Source organism: Pseudomonas sp. NY15463 (assembly GCF_048068415.1).
In the GTDB taxonomy this organism is placed as follows: domain Bacteria; phylum Pseudomonadota; class Gammaproteobacteria; order Pseudomonadales; family Pseudomonadaceae; genus Aquipseudomonas; species Aquipseudomonas mosselii_C.
Window position 1 is genome coordinate 625,431 of sequence record NZ_JBLUQD010000003.1, and the last position, 16,910, is coordinate 642,340.

The following is a 16,910-nucleotide window of genomic DNA, read 5'->3' on the forward strand; positions in this document are numbered from 1 at the left end:
CGCGGCGCTGTGCAGCTTGCAGCGTGCGGCTTGTCGCTTGCCGCTTTATTGCGATTTCCTGACTCGCAGGTACCATTCCGAGAGCAGGCGCACCTGCTTGTCGGTGTAGCCACGCTCGACCATCCGGGTGACGAAGTCGTTGTGCTTCTGTTGATCCTCCTTGCTGGCCTTGGCGTTGAAGCTGATGACCGGCAGCAGGTCCTCGGTGTTGGAGAACATTTTCTTCTCGATCACCACCCGCAGCTTCTCGTAACTCAGCCAGCTGGGGTTCTTGCCGTTGTTGTTGGCCCGGGCGCGCAGCACGAAGTTGACGATCTCGTTGCGGAAATCCTTCGGATTGCTGATGCCGGCCGGTTTCTCGATCTTCTCCAGCTCCTCGTTGAGGGCGATGCGGTTGAGGATTTCGCCGGTTTCCGGGTCGCGGTATTCCTGGTCCTGGATCCAGAAGTCGGCGTACAGCACGTAGCGGTCGAAGATGTTCTGGCCGTATTCGCTGTAGGACTCCAGGTACGCGGTCTGAATCTCCTTGCCGATGAACTCGATGTAACGCGGTGCCAGGTACTCTTTCAGGTAGCGCAGGTAACGCTCGCGCACCTCGGCGGGGAACTGCTCCTGCTCGATCTGCTGCTCCAGCACGTACAGCAGGTGCACCGGGTTGGCCGCTACTTCGTGCGGGTCGAAGTTGAACACCTTGGAGAGGATCTTGAAGGCGAAGCGAGTCGACAGGCCATTCATGCCTTCGTCGACGCCAGCCGCATCGCGGTACTCCTGGATCGACTTGGCTTTCGGGTCGGTGTCCTTGAGGTTCTCGCCGTCATACACCCGCATCTTCGAGTAGATGTTCGAGTTGTCCGGCTCTTTCAAGCGCGACAGTACGGTGAACTGGGCGAGCATCTTGAGGGTGTCAGGGGCGCAATGGGCCTTGGCCAGGGAGCTGTTGATCAGCAGCTTGTCGTAAATCTTGATCTCGTCGCTGACACGCAGGCAGTACGGTACCTTGACGATGTAGATCCGATCGATGAACGCTTCGTTGTTCTTGTTGTTGCGGAAGGTGTGCCATTCCGATTCGTTGGAGTGGGCCAGCAGAATGCCTGAATAAGGAATCGCGCCCAGGCCTTCGGTGCTGTTGTAGTTGCCTTCCTGCGTGGCGGTGAGCAGCGGGTGCAGTACCTTGATCGGTGCCTTGAACATCTCGACGAATTCCATCAGGCCCTGGTTGGCCCGGCACAGTGCGCCCGAATAGCTGTAGGCATCGGCGTCGTTCTGTGGGAATTCCTCGAGCTTGCGGATATCCACCTTGCCCACCAGGGCCGAGATGTCCTGGTTGTTCTCATCGCCCGGCTCGGTCTTGGCAATGGCGATCTGGTTGAGGATGGAGGGGTAGAGCTTGACCACCCGGAACTTGCTGATATCGCCGCCGAACTCTTGCAGGCGCTTGGTCGCCCAGGGCGACATGATGGTGTTGAGGTAGCGCCGCGAGATGCCGTATTCCTCTTCGAGGATCGCCCCGTCTTCAGTGGCGTTGAACAGCCCGAGTGGTGATTCGAAGACTGGGGAGCCCTTGATGGCGTAGAAGGGCACCCTTTCCATCAATTGCTTGAGTTTTTCGGCCAACGACGACTTGCCGCCGCCGACCGGGCCCAGCAGATAGAGGATCTGTTTCTTTTCTTCCAGGCCTTGGGCGGCATGGCGGAAGTAGGACACGATTTGGTCGATGCACTCTTCCATCCCGTGGAAGTCGGCAAAGGCCGGGTAGCGACGAATCACCTTGTTGGAGAAGATTCGCGACAGCCTGGAGTTGGTAGAGGTGTCGATCAGCTCTGGTTCGCCGATGGCCAGCAACAGCCGTTCGGCCGCCGAGGCATAGGCACTGCGATCCTCTTTGCACAGCTCGAGGTACTCCTGCAGCGAAAGTTCTTCCTGACGCGTGGACTCGAAGCGTTGTTGGAAGTGGCTAAAAATGCTCATGACGTCACCTCGCTCGATACGTGGAGACGACGCCGGATCAGTCAGCTGATGCTGGCATGCAAGCGGGATGGCCCGATTGCTGTATACCCCCCAGAACACCCTGAAGCGCTACCGATGACCCGCACGCCGGTGTACCGGCTCTCCCCTTTTTGGATGGCCTGAACTTAAGAGTAGTTGGTTCTGAGCAAGGTCAAGGGTAGGGAGGGAAAGAAGACCCTTGCGACCGTTCGTCTGGTTGGTCGCGAGCCCGCGCGGAACGCGGGCTGCAGTGAAAATGAAAAATTTATTCGGCTTGGCCTTGGGCGGTTTCGGCCGGGTAGGTGGCGCGCCACAGCTCGAAGCCGCCATCGACGCTGTAGACGTCGGAGAAGCCCTGGCCGGCCAAGTAGGCCGCTGCGCTCTGGCTGGAATTGCCGTGGTAACAGACCACCAGCGTCGGCGCATCGAGGTCCGCGCCGCGGATGAAGTCGGCTACCGAGTGGTTGTCCAGGTGAGTGGAGCCGGTGATGTGGCCGGCGGCATAGGCTTGCGGGTCGCGAATATCGACCACCACCGCGCCTTTTGCACGCAGGTCCAGGGCCTGCTCGGGGGAAATGCGCTTGAATTCGCTCATGGTGCGGTTCCTTCAGGGCTGGTCAGTGGGCCAGTCGGTTGTGCCGGGGGGCGAGGGGTGCCCTCGCGGGTGCAGTCGCAGCGGTGGTATTGGCCGCTGTCGACGTTGTACAGGGTCATCGCACCGCCCCACACGCAGCCGGTGTCGAGGGCGATCACCCCGGGCACCTGGACGCGGCCTTCGAGGGCGGCCCAGTGGCCGAAGATGATCTTCACATGCCGCGAGCGGCGCTCGGGGTGTTCGAACCAGGGCTTGTAGCCTTTCGGTGCGCTGTCCAGGCCTTCCTTACTCTTGAGGTCGAGCTTGCCGGTGGCAGTGCAGAAGCGCATGCGGGTGAAGTAGTTGGTGATCACCCGCAGGCGTTCCACGCCGGTAAGGTCTTTGCTCCACTTGTTTGGCTCGTTGCCATACATGCCGTCGAGGTAGGGCTTGAGGCGGTTGTCGTCGCGCAGCACCTGCTCGACTTCCGCCGCCAGCTCCAAGGCTTTGCCGAGGGTCCATTGCGGCGGAATGCCGGCATGCGCCATGGCGATTCCACGGGTCTCGTCGTAATGCAGCAGCTTTTGCTGGCGCAGCCAATCGAACAGCTGGTCGGCATCCGGGGCTTCGATGATCTCCCGCAGGGTGTCGCTTTTCTTAAGGCGCTCGATATTGTGCCAGGCCGCCAGCAGGTGCAGGTCGTGGTTGCCCAGTACGCACACCAGGGACTGGCGAATGGAATACAGGTAACGCAGGGTTTCGAGCGACTCGGGGCCCCGGTTGACCAAGTCGCCCACCAGCCACAGGCGATCGACTGCGGGGTCGAAGCGCACGCGTTCGAGCAGGCACTTGAGCGGCTGCAGGCAGCCTTGCAGGTCGCCGACCGCGTAGGTAGCCATCAGTGCAGCGCCCCAGGCACGGCTAGACGAAACGGTGCGATGGTCGCGTCGAAGCGCTTGCCGTCCTCGGCGAACATTTGGTAACTGCCCTGCATGGTGCCGACGCGGGTACTGATGACCGCGCCGCTGCTGTAGGTGTGGCTTTGGCCAGGCTCGATCAGCGGCTGCTGGCCGATCACGCCGGCCCCACGCACCTCTTCGACCTCACCGTCGCCATTGGTGATGCGCCAGTGGCGCGACATCAGTTTGGCTTTGAGGGTGCCATTGTTCTGCACCGTGATGGTGTAGGCGAAGGCGAAACGGTTGCTTTCGGGGTCGGACTGGTCTTTGAGATAACGGGTCACGACGCTGACGTCGATTTGGTAGCGGGGGTCGGACATGCAAGGGCCTTGGGCGAACTGACGCAATAACGCAGTCTAGGCCATTGGCGGGGGGGAGGGCCAGTCATGGCTGATCGCAGGGCAACCCACCCACGGCGGTGGGCTTGCGCTGCGCGGTGCGGGTCAGGCTTGCTGATCGGCCAGTTGGTCGGCCAGGCGCACGAAGGCGGCCAGGTCGAGCTGTTCGGGGCGCAGGCTGCCGTCGACCCCAGCTGCTTCGATAGCCTGGCTGTCGAGCAGGCCTTTGAGGGTGTTGCGCAGGGTCTTGCGACGCTGGTTGAACGCTTCGCGTACCACATGCTCGAGCAGCTTCGGGTTTTTCGCCGGGTGCGGCAGCACCTCATGCGGCACCAGACGCACGATGGCCGAGTCGACCTTCGGCGGTGGGTTGAAGGCTCCCGGGCCGACATTGAACAGGTGCTCCACGCGGCAGTGGTACTGGACCATGATCGACAGGCGACCCCAGTCGCCGCCGCCTGGGCCTGCGGCCATGCGCTCGACCACTTCCTTTTGCAGCATGAAGTGCATGTCGCGGATCAGGTTGGCGTGATCGAGCAGGTGGAAGATCAGCGGCGTGGAGATGTTGTAAGGCAGGTTGCCGACCACCTTGAGGCTGCGCTGCGGCACGCCCAACTGGTTGAAGTCGAACTTCAGGGCGTCGCCCTGGTGCAGGCGGAAGTTATCGCGCCCGGCGAACTTGTGCTGCAGGATCGGCACCAGGTCTTTGTCCAGCTCTACCACGTCCAATTGTGCGCCACTGCCCAACAGGCCTTCGGTCAGGGCGCCTTGGCCCGGACCGATTTCCAGCAGGTGTTCGCCGGCCTTGGCGTGTATGGCCCGCAGGATGCGGTCGATGATCCCGGCGTCGTGCAGGAAGTTCTGGCCGAAGCGCTTGCGCGCCCGGTGTTGGTAGTGCTCGGTCATGGTCGGTTCTCGGCCATCTGGTAGGCGGTTTCCAGGGCGACGCGCAGGCTGCCTGTATCGACCTTGCCGGTCCCGGCCAGGTCCAGGGCGGTGCCGTGGTCGACCGAGGTGCGGATGATCGGCAGGCCCAGCGTCACGTTGACCGCAGCGCCAAAGCCCTTGTACTTGAGGACGGGCAGACCTTGGTCATGGTACATCGCCAGCACCGCGTCGCAGTGCTCCAGATATTTGGGGGTAAACAAGGTATCGGCCGGCAATGGGCCGCGCAGGTCCATGCCTTCGGCGCGCAAGCGTTGCAGTGCTGGCTCGATGATGTCGATTTCTTCGCGGCCCAGGTGGCCGCCTTCTCCGGCATGCGGGTTGAGCCCGCAGACCAGGATGCGAGGGTGTGCGATGCCGAACTTGTCGCGCATGTCGGCGTGCAGGATGCGGGTGATCCGTTCCAGGCGCTCCGGCGTGATGGCGTCGGCGATATCGCGCAGTGGCAGGTGAGTGGTGACCAAGGCCACGCGCAGGCCGCGGGTGGCCAGCAGCATCACCACCTGCGCGGTGTGGGTGAGGTCGGCGAGAAATTCGGTATGCCCGGAGAAGGCGATACCGCTCTCGTTGATCACACCCTTGTGCACAGGTGCGGTGATCATCCCGGCGAAGTCGCCGTTCAGGCAGCCGTTGCCCGCGCGGGTGAGCGTCTCGAGGACGAACGCGGCGTTGGCCTTGTCCAGCTGCCCGGCCCGCACCGGTGTTGCCAGCGGGGTATCCCAGACATACAGCTGTCCGGCCTGTGCCGGCTGCGTGGGTAGGGTATCCGGGGTGACGCTGAGCAGCTCGACAGCCAGCCCCAGCTGGGTGGCCCGCTCGGCGAGCAGGTCACGGCTGGTGATGGCGATCAAGGGGTGGGGCTGGGCCTCGGCGGCGAGCAGCAGGCACAGGTCAGGGCCTATGCCGGCCGGTTCGCCGGGTGTGACGGCGAAGCGCAGGGGCTTCACTGGGCGGCCTGGGCGGCGCCAGGCAGCTTGATTTCAACGTACGCTTCGTCACGGATCTGGCGCAGCCAGGTCTGTAGCTCTTCGTCGTACTTGCGGTTGCGCAGCACGCTCATGGCTTGCTGTTCACGCGCTTGCTCGGTGCTGTCGGTGGCGCGGCGGCCTAGCACTTCGAGCACGTGCCAGCCGTACTGGGTCTGGAACGGCTTGGTCACCACGCCTTGCTGGGCGTTGGCCATCTGCTCGCGGAACTCCGGTACCAGGCTGTTCGGGTCGACCCAGTTGAGATCGCCACCGTTGAGGGCCGAGCCTGGATCTTCGGAGAAACTTTTCGCCAAGGTGGCAAAGTCTTCGCCGTCGTTGATCCGCTCGTAGATTTTCTCGGCCAGTTGCCGGGTGGCGGCTTCGCTGCGCACTTCGCTCGGTTTGATCAGGATGTGGCGCACGTGTACTTCGTCGCGCAGTACGCTCTCGCTGCCACCGCGCTTCTCCTCGAGCTTGAGGATGATGAAGCCGTTGGGGATGCGAATTGGCTGGGTGATGTCGCCGACGGCCATGCTGCTGAGCATCTTGGCGAAGTCAGGTGGCAGTTGGCCGGCTTTACGCCAGCCCATCTCGCCGCCTTCCAGGGCGTTCTCGCTGGCCGAGCGGGCAATGGCCAATTGGCCGAAGTCCGCACCCTGCTTGAGCTGCTGGTAGACGTCGCCGACCTGGCGGGCTGCCTTCTGAATGTCGTCCGAGCTGGCTGCTTCCGGGGTCGGGACGAGAATGTTGGCCAAGCGGTACTCTTCCGACATCTGCATCTTGCCCAGGTCGGAGTTGAGGAAGTTCTTCACTTCCTGTTCCGACACCTGGATGCGCTCGGCCACGCGGCGCTGGCGCACGCGGCTGATGATCATCTCGCGCTTGACCTGTTCACGGGCGTCGTTGAACGACAGGCCGTCATGGGCCAAGGCCGCGCGGAACTGCTCAAGCGACATGCCATTGCGCTGGGCGATGGTGCCGATGGCCTGGTTCAGCTCTTCGTCGGTGATGCGAATACCGGAACGTTCGCCGATCTGCAATTGCAGGTTCTCGACGATCAGGCGCTCGAGCACTTGTTGCTCGAGCGCGCTGGCCGGAGGTACGCCACCACCGCGCTTGGCGATGGTCTGCTGGACTTCGCGGATACGCTGGTCCAGTTGGCTTTGCATGACCACGTCGTTGTCGACGATGGCCGCGACGCGGTCCAGGGGTTGTACCGCAGCATGCGCCGCGCCACTCAGGAGTACAGCGCCCAGCATCAGCGGGCGCAGACGATCAATAAGCTTGGTCTTCACGTGTACGATAACCTTGAATGCCTTGGTCCAGGAACGACTCGACCTTGTTGCCCACAACGCCGCCGAGGCCTTTGAGCACGATTTGCAGGAAGATGCCGTGGTCGCCTTTTTCGTTGGCGGCGGCGGACTGGCTGAAGTCGTCGTAGTCGATCCAATAGCGGTTGATCAGGCGCAGCTTCCAGCAGCAGTTGTCGTACTCGAAGCCACCGAAGGCTTCCAGGGTACGGTTGCGGTTGTAGTCGTGCTGCCAGCGGGCGATGGCGTTCCATTGTGGGACGATCGGCCAGATGACCGAGAAGTCATGCTGCTGGATCTTGTAGTAGTCCTTGATGTAGTTGGCGCTGCCCGGCGTGCCATAGTCGCCGCCGCCTACACGCCAGGTACCGGTCAACGAGTCATAGTTGATGGTGTCGTTGCGGTAGCGATAGCCAAGGTTGACCACTTTGTTCGGGTTGTCTTCAGGCTGGTAGTGGAACATCGCGCTCGTCGAGCGCGTGCTGCGGCTGTCCGGGTCCCAGTTGAAGTCCGAGTTGAAGCGCCAGTCGCGGTTGAAGGCGTATTCGTACTCCAGCGCATACGGAGAGACATCCGATTGGCTGTCCTTTCTGGTGCGGTAGTCGATGCCTGGCAACTGCGCCTTGCGATCTTTGAAGTAGTACGCCTGGCCAATGCTGAAGCGTTGGCGCTGGAAACCGTCTTCTTCAAGCCAGCGGGTGGTGACGCCCAGCGACAGCTTGTTCTCGTCGCCAATCCGGTCGGTGCCGCTGAACCGGTTATCGCGGAACAGCGAGTTGTAGTTGAACAGCGATTCACCGGTGTCGAACACCGGGATGTCCTTCTGGTCCTCGTACGGGACATAGAGGTAGAACAGTCGCGGTTCGAGGGTCTGGCGCATGTTCTTGCCGAACAGCTGGGTATTGCGGTCGAAGTACAGGCCGCTGTCGACGCTGAAGATCGGGATGTCGCGGTTGATCGAGCCGTTATAGCTGCCAAAGGCCGAATTGGCCGATTGCGCCACTGCCTGGGCCTTGCCCTGGCTGTCCAGGTCGAGGTCGTAGTGGGTGTAGGCGTACTTCAGCTTGGGTGTAACGTAGCCATAGCTGGCCCGCATTGGCAGGCTGATGGCCGGTTCGAAGTTCAAACGGGTGCCGTTGGCGCGTGCCAGGCCAGAGACGTTGTCGTCTAGACGACGACCGCCAATTACATTCCCCAAGGAGTCTGTTACAACGCCAGCGGTCGTGTCCGCAGCGCCGTTTTCGTCGAACACCAAGTCGTTCTTCAGGTTACGCTCGAAACGCACGGCCTCAGTTTCATAGTCGAATTTGAAACCGTTCGGGTTATACGGCAGCGTACCGTTGAAGGTGATCTGCGGCAGGCGATCGTACGGCGTGATCTGCGACAGGGTCGCCATTTCATACGCGTGTACGTTCAGGCGGGCGGTGTAGCTGTCGCCACGGTAGGTGAGCGCGCCCTGCTGGTTGACCACGGCGGTCGATTCCACGCCGATCTGATCGGACTCCAGGTCCTGGAAGTAGAACGGGTCGCTGATGTCGGTGTAGTCGACCTCAGTCGTCAGGCGCTCGTCCAGGCCGCCTTTGTGCTGCCAGTTGATCATCCAGCGGTCTTTCTTGTAGTCCGTCTGGAGTTCACGATCCTTGTTTTCGTCGTTGAGGAACGCGCCGCCGAACTGACCTTCGCTGGACTTGGTCAGGTAGCGGAACTCGCCTTCCATCAACATGCCGCGCTTGGCCATGTAGCGGGGATACAACGTGGCATCGTAGTTCGGTGCCAGGTTGAAGTAGTACGGGGTGACCAGCATGAAGCCGGTGTCGCTGCTGGAGCTGAACGACGGCGGCAGGAAGCCGGACTGGCGACGATCGTCGATGGGGAAGTAGATATACGGCGTGTACAGCACCGGAATATCCTTGACCCGCAGGGTGACGTTGGTCGCCGTGCCGAACCCGGTGGCCGGGTTCAGGGTGATGTTGTTGCCCTTGAGCTGCCATGCGTTGCTGCCCGGCTCACAGGTGGTATAGGTACCGTCCTTGAGGCGGATGATGGCGTTTTCGCTACGTTTGGCGTACAGCGCGTTGCCGCGGATGTGCGACTTGTGCATCACGTATTCGGCGTTGTCGACCCGGGCTTCGCCGGTGTCGAGCTGCAGCTGTGCCTGGTCACCGACCACCAGCGTGCCGTTGTCGCGGATCTTGACGTTGCCCTTGAGCTCACCGCGGTTTTCGGTCTGGTAGAGGTTCGCCTCGTCGGCTTCGGCCTGCAGGCTGCCCTGGCGCATGACCACGTCACCGGCGAGCGTAGCGATCTGCTGCTCTTGCTGGTACTTGGACACCTTGGCGTTGATGTAGGTCGGCGACTCGTCCTTGGGGGTGGAGTCGTTCATGCCTGGGCGCGCCGGCTCGATGTAGGCACCGCCGCAGTACGGGCCCGTCTCGGCCAGCTGTGCAGGGGTGAGCTTGTCGCGCGGGACCCAGTCGAGGTGGCTGTAGTCTTCGCTGCGCGACTTCAGGCCACGGCCTTTGCTCTCGGTGACCAGCACCGGCTTGTCGGCTGTAGCCTCGGCGGCCTCGCCCTGCGCCACTGGCGCATCGGCGCTGGGCGCGGCTGCACCGGCGTGCACCGGGCGTGGCGGCAAGTTGTTGGCGGTCTTGGGCTTGCAGTCCCAGCCGCCGGCGGCGGACACTTGGCAGTCGAACTGCTCGGCTGCGACCACATACGACGAGGCCAGCGGTTGCAGCGCCAGCAGGCCGCCAGTCACCAGCAATGGAAACTTTCTACGAAACGCGGGGGAATTCAATGCCATCTTATTAGTCCGGGCTTCCTGCGTGCCATCTGCCCGCGTGTGGGGGCCGCACGCCTCTCGATGGTCTGAAAAAGATGCTGGATAATAAAGCATGACCCGCTTGACGGCTAGGGCCGTCGGAGACCCTTGTAATGCCTGACCACGATGTACGTCTGCAACAACTGACCGCCTGGCTCGCCGAGCAGCTCGCGAACCTGTTCCGCACCCACGGCTGGGGCGAAGTGCCAGAGGGCAGCCTGACCGCCGCCAGCAGCGATGCCAGTTTCCGCCGCTACTTCCGCTGGGAGGGCGCCGGCCATAGCTTCGTGATCATGGACGCGCCACCGCCGCAGGAAAACTGCCGTCCGTTCGTCGAGATCGATCATCTGCTGGCTGGGGCCGCGGTGCACGTACCCTCGATCCATGCCCAAGACCTGGAGCGCGGCTTCCTGTTGCTGAGCGACATGGGGCGCCAGACCTACCTCGATGTGATCGACGCAGGCAACGCCGATGGGCTGTTCGCCGATGCCATCGACGCCTTGATCAAGTTCCAGCGCCTGCCCATGCGCGCACCGCTGCCGAGCTACGATGACGCGTTGCTGCGCCGCGAGGTCGAGCTGTTCCCCGAGTGGTATGTGGGGCGCGAGCTGGGGCTGAGCCTGAGCGAGGCGCAGAAGGCCAGCTGGCAGCGCGTCAGCCAAGTGCTGATCGACAGCGCCCTGGCTCAGCCCAAGGTCCTGGTGCACCGCGACTACATGCCACGCAACCTGATGCAGAGCGCGCCCAACCCAGGCGTACTGGATTTCCAGGATGCGGTCTATGGTCCGGTCACCTACGACATCACCTGCCTGTTCAAGGACGCGTTCCTTAGCTGGCCGCAACCCCGGGTGGAGGGCTGGTTGCGCGACTATTGGCACAAGGCCAAGGCTGCCGGCATCCCGGTGCAGGCTGACTTCGAGGCATTCCACCGCGCTAGCGACCTGATGGGTGTGCAGCGTCACTTGAAGGTGATCGGTATCTTCGCGCGGATTTGCCATCGCGATGGCAAGCCGCGCTACCTGGCCGATGTGCCGCGTTTCTTCGCCTATATAGATGAAGTGATCGGTCGCCGCCCCGAGCTTGCCGAACTGGGCGAGCTGATCGCCCAGCTCACTGCCGAGGCGCGCCCATGAAGGCGATGATTCTGGCTGCCGGCAAGGGCGAGCGCATGCGTCCGCTGACGCTGCATACGCCTAAACCACTGGTGCCTGCTGCCGGCAAACCGTTGATCGAGTACCACCTGCAGGCCCTGGCCAAGGCCGGCTTCACCGAGGTGGTGATCAACCACGCCTGGCTCGGGCAGCAGATCGAGGCGCACCTGGGCGATGGCCAGCGCTTTGGCCTGAGCATCTGCTATTCGCCGGAAGGCGAGCCTTTGGAAACCGGCGGCGGCATCTTCAAGGCGTTGCCGTTGCTGGGCGATGCACCTTTCTTGTTGGTCAACGGCGATATCTGGACCGACTACGATTTCGCGGCCCTGCGCAAGCCGCTGCAAGGCCTGGCGCATGTGGTGCTGGTGGACAATCCTGGCCACCACGGCCGGGGTGACTTCCGCCTGCTGGGCGAGCGCGTGGTGGATGGCGATGATGCACCGGGTACCCTGACGTTCAGTGGTATCTCCGTGCTGCATCCGGCGCTGTTCGAAGGCTGCGAGGCTGGCGCCTTCAAGCTGGCGCCGCTGTTGCGCAAGGCCATGGCCGAAGGCCGGGTCAGTGGCGAGCGCTTTGCTGGCCAGTGGGTCGATGTCGGTACGCTGGAGCGTCTGGCGGATGTCGAGCGCCTGATCGGCGAGCGTGCCTGATATGTGGTGGCCGAGCACAGTGATTGGCGCCGGTGCCGGTTTCGCGGTGGCCAGCATCCCCGGCGCGTTGCTCGGGGCGTTGCTGGGCCAGGCGATGGACCGGCGCTTGCGTTTGCAGGGCTGGGATGACCTGCGCGAGCGTCTGGGTGGGCGCCCGGCGTTGCGTGACGATGAATTGCTGTTCGTGCTGCTTGGGCGTCTGGCCAAGAGCGATGGCCGGGTGCTCGAGGGGCACATTCAGCAGGCGCGTCTTGAAATGACGCGTCTGGACCTGACCGAGCCTGCGCGTCGGCGGGCGATTGCGGCGTTCAACCGTGGCAAGGCGGGCAAGGACCGCTTGGGTTCGCACCTGCGGCGTATCAGCCAACAGCCGCATGCCGCCGAGGGCACCTTGCGTGCTTGCTGGCGGATGGTCTGGGCCGATGGCAAGGCCGGGCGGCATGAGCGTGACCTGCTGTTGGGATGGGGCGAGCAGTTGGGGCTCAGTCGCAACCAGGTACAAGCCTTGTCGTTGGAGTATGAGCCGCGCAAGGCTGCGTCCGAGGGCGGCAACATGACCTACGCCGCGGCGCTACGGTTGTTGGGGCTGGAGCCGGACAGCGAAGCCGGCCAGGTCAAGCAAGCCTATCGGCGGCTTATCAGCAAGCACCATCCAGACAAGCTGGTGGGCAGCGGCGCCAGCGAGGCAAGGGTGCGCGAGGCGACCGAGCTGACCCGCGAGTTGCACCAGGCCTATGCGATGGTGCGTAAACGGCGCGGGCTTTGATCGCCATCGCGGGTTTCGCACGCCCACTGGCGTGCGCCCCGGCACACTGATCGACAAACGCGCCAGCGTTGCGGTGGCCGGGGTTTACTCTGGCTGCGGCGACAACCACCCGCGCACCCGGCGCAGCAACTGTTCCTGCTCGGCTGGCTTGTTGCCCGGCATGGCAATCAGCGCCACTTGGCGATACTGGCTGTCCTTCTGCCGCTTGCTGGCCTGCAGGCGCTGTTGGGCGGCCTGGCTGTCCTGTACACGGCTGGCGTAGTAGAAGTCGGCGGTGGGGACTTTCAGGGTCGGGGTCAGGCTTAGCAGGTCATGTTCTACCCGCGCCGGGGTCTGGGCGGCGACCATCACCAGCTTTTGTACTTGCGGTGGCCGCTTGTCGCTGAGGTAGCGAGCGGCCCAGTAGGCGCCACTGCCGTTGCCCAGCAGCACGATGCTGCGCGCTTTCTGTTGCTGGGCGTACGCCACCGCCGCATCCAGGCGGGCGAAGATGCGCTCGGCGTCGGCTTCGTCGTTGTGCGCGTCAGCCTCGACCGCGTTGGTGGCCTCGGCGGCGTCGGCGTCGGGCGCGGTGGCCTGGGCGACATTCGCGTTGGCGTCTGCTGGCGTATCCTTGGCCGGGGCCGACTCGCCCTTCGGCGCTTCAGCGGCAGCGGCGGGTGTGGCGTCGACTCGCGCCTGTGGGCGCTCGGCCAGCAGATCCGGCAGGCTCACGCTCAGGGTGTGCCAGCCAGCATCCGGGAAGCCGCGGCGCAACGGGCCGACGGTGGTCGGCCAGTCGGCATTCTCGCCGGCGCCGGGGACGATAATCACAGCGCCCTTGGGGTCGCTGTCATTGGCCGGCTTCCACAAGGCCAGGAAGGCTTCGCCAGCGGCTTCGAGCATTTGCTGTTCGGCCTTTGGCACGCGCCGCTCCAGGGCCGCAGCATCGTCCTGGCTGCGCTCGGGCAGCGGCGCACGAGCGACCGGCGCTGGTGCCTGGGTGGCGGCATCGGGGGGGGAGGCGTCGGCTGCCTGGGAGGCCAGGGGTAGGAGCGAGGCGAGGCAGATCATTGCCAGCGTCGTGCGATAAAGTGTGAACATGGATCGGTCCAGGGCCATAGAGATACCGGCAGCCTAATAGTATTTGTCCGCGACGGCCACGCCACGCGGCCATCCTTGCCAAGACGAGGTTCGAGATGAAGCGAGTGCGTTGCCTGTGGGTTATCGGCTGGTTGTGCCTGCCCTTGATCGCCTTGGCGAGTGCGCAGGTACCGGTCGGCGTGGTGCTGGAGCCGGCGCAGCAGCAGTGGCTTGATGGCCACCGCAACCTGCGTGTGGGGCTGGTTTTGCAGGCGCCGTATGCCCAGTTCGACCGCCGCCTGCAGCAGTTCTACGGCGCCAACGTGGAGTTGGTCAATGACTTGGCCCAACGCCTGCGGCTCGACCTGACCTGGCGCGGTTTTGCCGACGAGGCCGCCCTTGAGCAGGCGCTGCAAGCCGGCCAGATCGACTTTGCCCCAGGCCTTGCGCAGACCCCGGCCAGCCTGCGCCACTGGCTGTTCAGCGACCCGTACATGCGGGTTCCGCAGTTGGTGGTGGGGATGCGCAGCGGGGCGGTGGCGGTCGAGCTGGAAAAGCTCACCGCCGCTGACCGTGTAGCCGTGCGCATGCCGTCCAGATTGGCTGAATACTTGCTCGGTAACTACAGCAACCTGAATGTGCAGGGTGTACCGAACGAGCGTGAGGCACTGCAACTGGTGCTCGGTGGCCAGGCCAGCTTTGCCGTGCTGGATGAGGCGCAGCTCGGCCGCCTGTCCCGCGAAAGCGAGTTCGGCGATCTGGCGGTGGTGGGCGACATTGGCTTGCCGCAGTTGCTGCGTATCGGCTCACGCCGCGATTGGCCGCAACTGGCCGAGGTCCTCGAGCGCGGGTTGCAAGCGATGCCGGCGAAAACCCTGGAGCAATTGCACCATCGCTGGTTGCAGCCCAAGTACCCACGGTTTTCCGAGTCGCCCGGGTTCTGGCAGAACCTGGCCCTGCTGTTCGGCTTGCTGCTGCTCTGCGCCTTGGCCGCCTGGATGTGGCAGCGCCGCCAGCAGCGTGTGCTTGAGCGCGCGCTACTGGCGGCGCGCGAAAGTCTGGTCGAGCGGCAGGTGCGTGAAGAAGCGCTGCGCTTGAGCCAATTCTCCATCGACCAGAGCACTGTCGGTATTCTCTGGGTCAACTGGGACAGCCATGTGCGCTACGCCAACCATGCGGCCGAACGCATGCTTGGGTTCGCTGACCGTGCCTTGCTCGAACGGCCGCTGATCGACATCGAACCGAGCCTGAGCATGGACCGCTGGCTTGAGCTGTGGAAGCGCGCCCGCTCCGGTGAAGGGGGAGATCTACAGTTTGAAAGCCAGTGCCGCTGCGCCGATGGCAGCGTGTTGCCGGTGGACCTGTCGCTGTCGTTCCTGCGCTTTCGCGATGCCGAGTACCTGGTGGTGTTCCTCACCGATGTCACCGAACGCCGCCGCGCCTTGGCTGCGCTGCGCGAGAGCGAGGCGCGGCTCAAAGGGATTGCCGGCAACGTGCCGGGATTGGTGTTCCGCCTGGAGCGCGATCCCCGTGCGGGTGAGCTGGAATTTCCCTATATCAGCGAAGGCAGCGAAGCGCTGGTAGGGTATAGCCCGGCGGCGTTGCAACACCCGGACATGGGCCTGCGTAACGTGGTTCACCCGCAGGATCGCGCCGATTACCATCGGGTGCAGGACATCGCTCTGGCCGCTGAGCAGGACTGGGCGTGGCAAGGGCGCATCCTCACCCGCGAAGGCGAGCAGCGCTGGGCCGACATCAAGGCGACCACCCGCCGCTTGGCCGATGGCCGCGTGGTGTGGGACGGTGTGGTGTGGGACATCACCCAAGGCAAGCAGGCCGAGTTGGCTCTGGCTGCTTCCCAAGAGCAGTTGCGCGAGCTGTCGGCGCACCTTGAAAGCGTGCGCGAGGAAGAAAAGGCGCGCATTGCCCGTGAAGTGCACGATGAGTTGGGGCAGATGCTGACCGTGCTCAAGCTTGAAGTGTCGATGTGCGAGCTGGCCTATGCCGAACTCGATGTCGGGCTCAACGAACGCCTGGCCAGCATGAAGCGCCTGATTGGCCAACTGTTCCAACTGGTGCGCGATGTGGCCACGGCGTTGCGTCCGCCTATCCTCGACGCGGGTATCGCCTCGGCTATCGAGTGGCAGGCACGGCGTTTCGAGGCGCGTACGCAGATTCCGTGTCTGGTGCAGGTGCCCGAGAATCTGCCACCCTTGAGCGATGCCAAGGCCACGGGGCTGTTCCGCATTCTTCAGGAGGCACTGACCAACGTCATGCGCCACGCCCAGGCGCATACGGTGCAAATCGAGCTGGTGCATGAGGGCCGGCAATTGCGCATGACGGTTATTGACGATGGCGCAGGTTTTGCTGTCGATGCAGCGCGGCCTGCATCCTTCGGCCTGGTGGGCATGCGCGAGCGGGTATTGATGCTGGGTGGCTGCATGACGTTGGACAGCGAGCCGGGCGAGGGCACGAGTTTGAGCGTGGCGATTCCATTGACCCAGGAGAGACAAGCGTGATTCGAGTGTTGGTGGCCGAAGACCACACCATCGTCCGTGAAGGTATCAAGCAATTGATCGGCCTGGCCAAGGACATGCAGGTGGCGGGGGAGGCCGGCAATGGTGAGCAGTTGCTCGATACATTGCGCCATACCCCGTGCGAAGTGGTGCTGCTGGATATCTCCATGCCGGGGGTCAATGGCCTGGAGGCGATCCCCCGTATTCGTGCGCTGAGCAACCCGCCGGCGATCCTGATGCTGTCGATGCACGACGAGGCGCAGATGGCCGCACGGGCGCTGAAGGCCGGCGCGGCAGGCTATGCCACCAAGGACAGCGACCCTGCGCTGCTGCTCACGGCTATCCGTCGGGTGGCCGGGGGCGGGCGCTACATCGATCCGGCCCTGGCCGATCGCATGGTCTTCGAGGTGGGCCTGACCGAGACCCGCCCTCTGCACACCCTGCTGTCGGAGCGGGAGTTTTCGGTGTTCGAGCGCCTCGCTCAGGGCGCCAATGTCAACGACATCGCCCAGCAATTGGCGCTGTCGAACAAGACCATCAGCACCCACAAGGCGCGGCTGATGCAGAAGCTCAAGGTGAACTCGCTGGCCGAGCTGGTGAAGTACGCCATGGAGCACAAGCTGGTGTGAGTGTTCTGGTTGCGACCATGCACTGCGAGGCCCCTGTGGGAGCGGGCTTGCCCGCGAAAGGGCCTGACCTGCTGATCTCGGTGGCTGCACCGGCCTATTCGCGGGCAAGCCCGCTCCCACAGGAATCGGCGTCCGTTCTGAAAACGCCACTCGTATAGGGATTGCCCTACAGCGACTCTTCCAACCGGATGATGGCATTCTCTCAGTACCGCCGATTTCCGTTCCCTTGCCACTC

The 16,910-nt window shown here is 63.6% G+C and carries 14 protein-coding genes; 5 read left to right on the forward strand and 9 right to left on the reverse strand.

Translation table 11 applies throughout. From position 1 onward, the window contains the following. Window positions 1–45 precede the first annotated feature (45 nt). From ACNFIC_RS10610 to ACNFIC_RS10645, 8 genes are all read right to left on the reverse strand, one after another. Window positions 46–1,968, reverse strand: a complete 1,923-nt coding sequence (locus ACNFIC_RS10610) for a PrkA family serine protein kinase (RefSeq protein ID WP_138220358.1) — start codon at window positions 1,966–1,968, stop codon at window positions 46–48. Between the two features lie 283 nt (window positions 1,969–2,251). Continuing rightward, a complete protein-coding gene (glpE, locus tag ACNFIC_RS10615; RefSeq protein ID WP_138220357.1) occupies window positions 2,252–2,581 on the reverse strand; it encodes a thiosulfate sulfurtransferase GlpE in 330 nt (109 codons plus the stop codon). After that, on the reverse strand, window positions 2,578–3,459 hold the full coding sequence (locus ACNFIC_RS10620; protein ID WP_138220356.1) for a symmetrical bis(5'-nucleosyl)-tetraphosphatase: 882 nt from the start codon (window positions 3,457–3,459) through the stop codon (window positions 2,578–2,580). The genes glpE and ACNFIC_RS10620 overlap by 4 nt, the downstream gene beginning before the upstream one ends. Further along, entirely contained in the window at window positions 3,459–3,839 is a 381-nt protein-coding gene (gene apaG / locus ACNFIC_RS10625; RefSeq protein WP_138220355.1) for a Co2+/Mg2+ efflux protein ApaG, read from the reverse strand. The genes ACNFIC_RS10620 and apaG overlap by 1 nt, the downstream gene beginning before the upstream one ends. A 123-nt stretch (window positions 3,840–3,962) precedes the next feature. Then, the gene (gene rsmA, locus ACNFIC_RS10630; protein WP_416780968.1) at window positions 3,963–4,763 is read right to left on the reverse strand and encodes a 16S rRNA (adenine(1518)-N(6)/adenine(1519)-N(6))-dimethyltransferase RsmA; all 801 of its coding nucleotides are present in this window, start codon (window positions 4,761–4,763) and stop codon (window positions 3,963–3,965) included. Then, window positions 4,760–5,749 carry a 4-hydroxythreonine-4-phosphate dehydrogenase PdxA gene (gene pdxA, locus ACNFIC_RS10635; protein ID WP_416780969.1) on the reverse strand — a complete coding sequence of 330 codons (990 nt, stop codon included), beginning with the start codon at window positions 5,747–5,749 and terminating at the stop codon, window positions 4,760–4,762. The genes rsmA and pdxA overlap by 4 nt, the downstream gene beginning before the upstream one ends. Next, complete coding sequence (gene surA / locus ACNFIC_RS10640; RefSeq protein WP_416780970.1) at window positions 5,746–7,065, reverse strand: peptidylprolyl isomerase SurA; 1,320 nt, start codon at window positions 7,063–7,065, stop codon at window positions 5,746–5,748. The genes pdxA and surA overlap by 4 nt, the downstream gene beginning before the upstream one ends. Continuing rightward, window positions 7,046–9,883: an LPS-assembly protein LptD gene (locus ACNFIC_RS10645; protein WP_416780971.1), complete on the reverse strand. Its 2,838-nt coding sequence runs from the start codon at window positions 9,881–9,883 to the stop codon at window positions 7,046–7,048. The genes surA and ACNFIC_RS10645 overlap by 20 nt, the downstream gene beginning before the upstream one ends. 131 nt (window positions 9,884–10,014) lie before the next feature. Between ACNFIC_RS10645 and ACNFIC_RS10650 the strand changes: the two genes are divergently transcribed. The 3 genes from ACNFIC_RS10650 to ACNFIC_RS10660 are packed head-to-tail and all read left to right on the forward strand — an operon-like array spanning window position 10,015 to window position 12,468. Beyond that, the gene (locus ACNFIC_RS10650) at window positions 10,015–11,034 is read left to right on the forward strand and encodes an aminoglycoside phosphotransferase family protein (protein WP_416780972.1); all 1,020 of its coding nucleotides are present in this window, start codon (window positions 10,015–10,017) and stop codon (window positions 11,032–11,034) included. Next, the gene (gene murU, locus ACNFIC_RS10655) at window positions 11,031–11,702 is read left to right on the forward strand and encodes an N-acetylmuramate alpha-1-phosphate uridylyltransferase MurU (protein ID WP_138220350.1); all 672 of its coding nucleotides are present in this window, start codon (window positions 11,031–11,033) and stop codon (window positions 11,700–11,702) included. The genes ACNFIC_RS10650 and murU overlap by 4 nt, the downstream gene beginning before the upstream one ends. A 1-nt stretch (window position 11,703) precedes the next feature. After that, complete coding sequence (locus tag ACNFIC_RS10660) at window positions 11,704–12,468, forward strand: TerB family tellurite resistance protein (protein WP_138220576.1); 765 nt, start codon at window positions 11,704–11,706, stop codon at window positions 12,466–12,468. Window positions 12,469–12,552: 84 nt separating this feature from the next. Here the strand turns inward: ACNFIC_RS10660 and ACNFIC_RS10665 are convergent, their stop codons facing one another. Beyond that, window positions 12,553–13,551, reverse strand: coding sequence for an alpha/beta hydrolase family protein (locus ACNFIC_RS10665; RefSeq protein WP_416780973.1), 999 nt, complete (start codon window positions 13,549–13,551; stop codon window positions 12,553–12,555). A gap of 95 nt (window positions 13,552–13,646) precedes the next feature. On the opposite strand from ACNFIC_RS10665, the gene ACNFIC_RS10670 reads away from it, so the two are divergent. Then, entirely contained in the window at window positions 13,647–16,049 is a 2,403-nt protein-coding gene (locus tag ACNFIC_RS10670; RefSeq protein ID WP_416780974.1) for a PAS domain S-box protein, read from the forward strand. After that, the gene (locus tag ACNFIC_RS10675; protein WP_138220347.1) at window positions 16,046–16,675 is read left to right on the forward strand and encodes a response regulator transcription factor; all 630 of its coding nucleotides are present in this window, start codon (window positions 16,046–16,048) and stop codon (window positions 16,673–16,675) included. Before ACNFIC_RS10670 ends, ACNFIC_RS10675 begins: the two co-directional genes overlap by 4 nt. The last annotated feature ends 235 nt before the right edge of the window (window positions 16,676–16,910 follow it).